The 557-nt window shown below is 47.9% G+C and carries 1 rRNA gene; it reads left to right on the top strand.

Annotated elements, in window-relative coordinates:
* Positions 1-259: 259 nt before the first annotated feature.
* Positions 260-557 (top strand): 16S ribosomal RNA (locus tag SLS51_RS23175); the annotation flags it as partial.

Here is a 557-nt window from a genome sequence, read left to right as displayed (position 1 = left end):
CTTTAACAATTAATCAGACAATCTGTGTGGGCACTCACAAGACCGTATCACAAAAAAATATGTTTTAAAGTCTTGAAGAGTGAACAACAGTTAATTCATTACGAAATAATTTATTAACGTTATTTTGGCAGGATAACGCGAAGGCAAGCGAGCAGCGCCGAGACAGTACATCAGTACGGCGAGGTGTAGCGCAGTGAAGCCGACAAAGTTAGCCAAACAAAAGAGCGTTAATTAGTGAATTCTTTGAGCATCAAACTTTAAATTGAAGAGTTTGATCATGGCTCAGATTGAACGCTGGCGGCAGGCCTAACACATGCAAGTCGGGCGGTAACAGGAAAGTGCTTGCGCTTTTGCTGACGAGCGGCGGACGGGTGAGTAATGTCTGGGGATCTGCCCGAGGGCGGGGGATAACCACTGGAAACGGTGGCTAATACCGCATAATGTCACGAGACCAAAGTGGGGGACCTGAAAGGGCCTCACGCCGTCGGATGAACCCAGATGGGATTAGCTGGTAGGTAGGGTAATGGCCTACCTAGGCGACGATCTCTAGCTGGTCT

It is taken from the genome of Photorhabdus africana (assembly GCF_035181445.1).
Taxonomy (GTDB): Bacteria; Pseudomonadota; Gammaproteobacteria; order Enterobacterales; family Enterobacteriaceae; genus Photorhabdus; species Photorhabdus laumondii.
The sequence above is the reverse complement of the archived record's forward strand: the minus strand, read 5'-3'. Positions and strand labels throughout refer to the sequence as shown.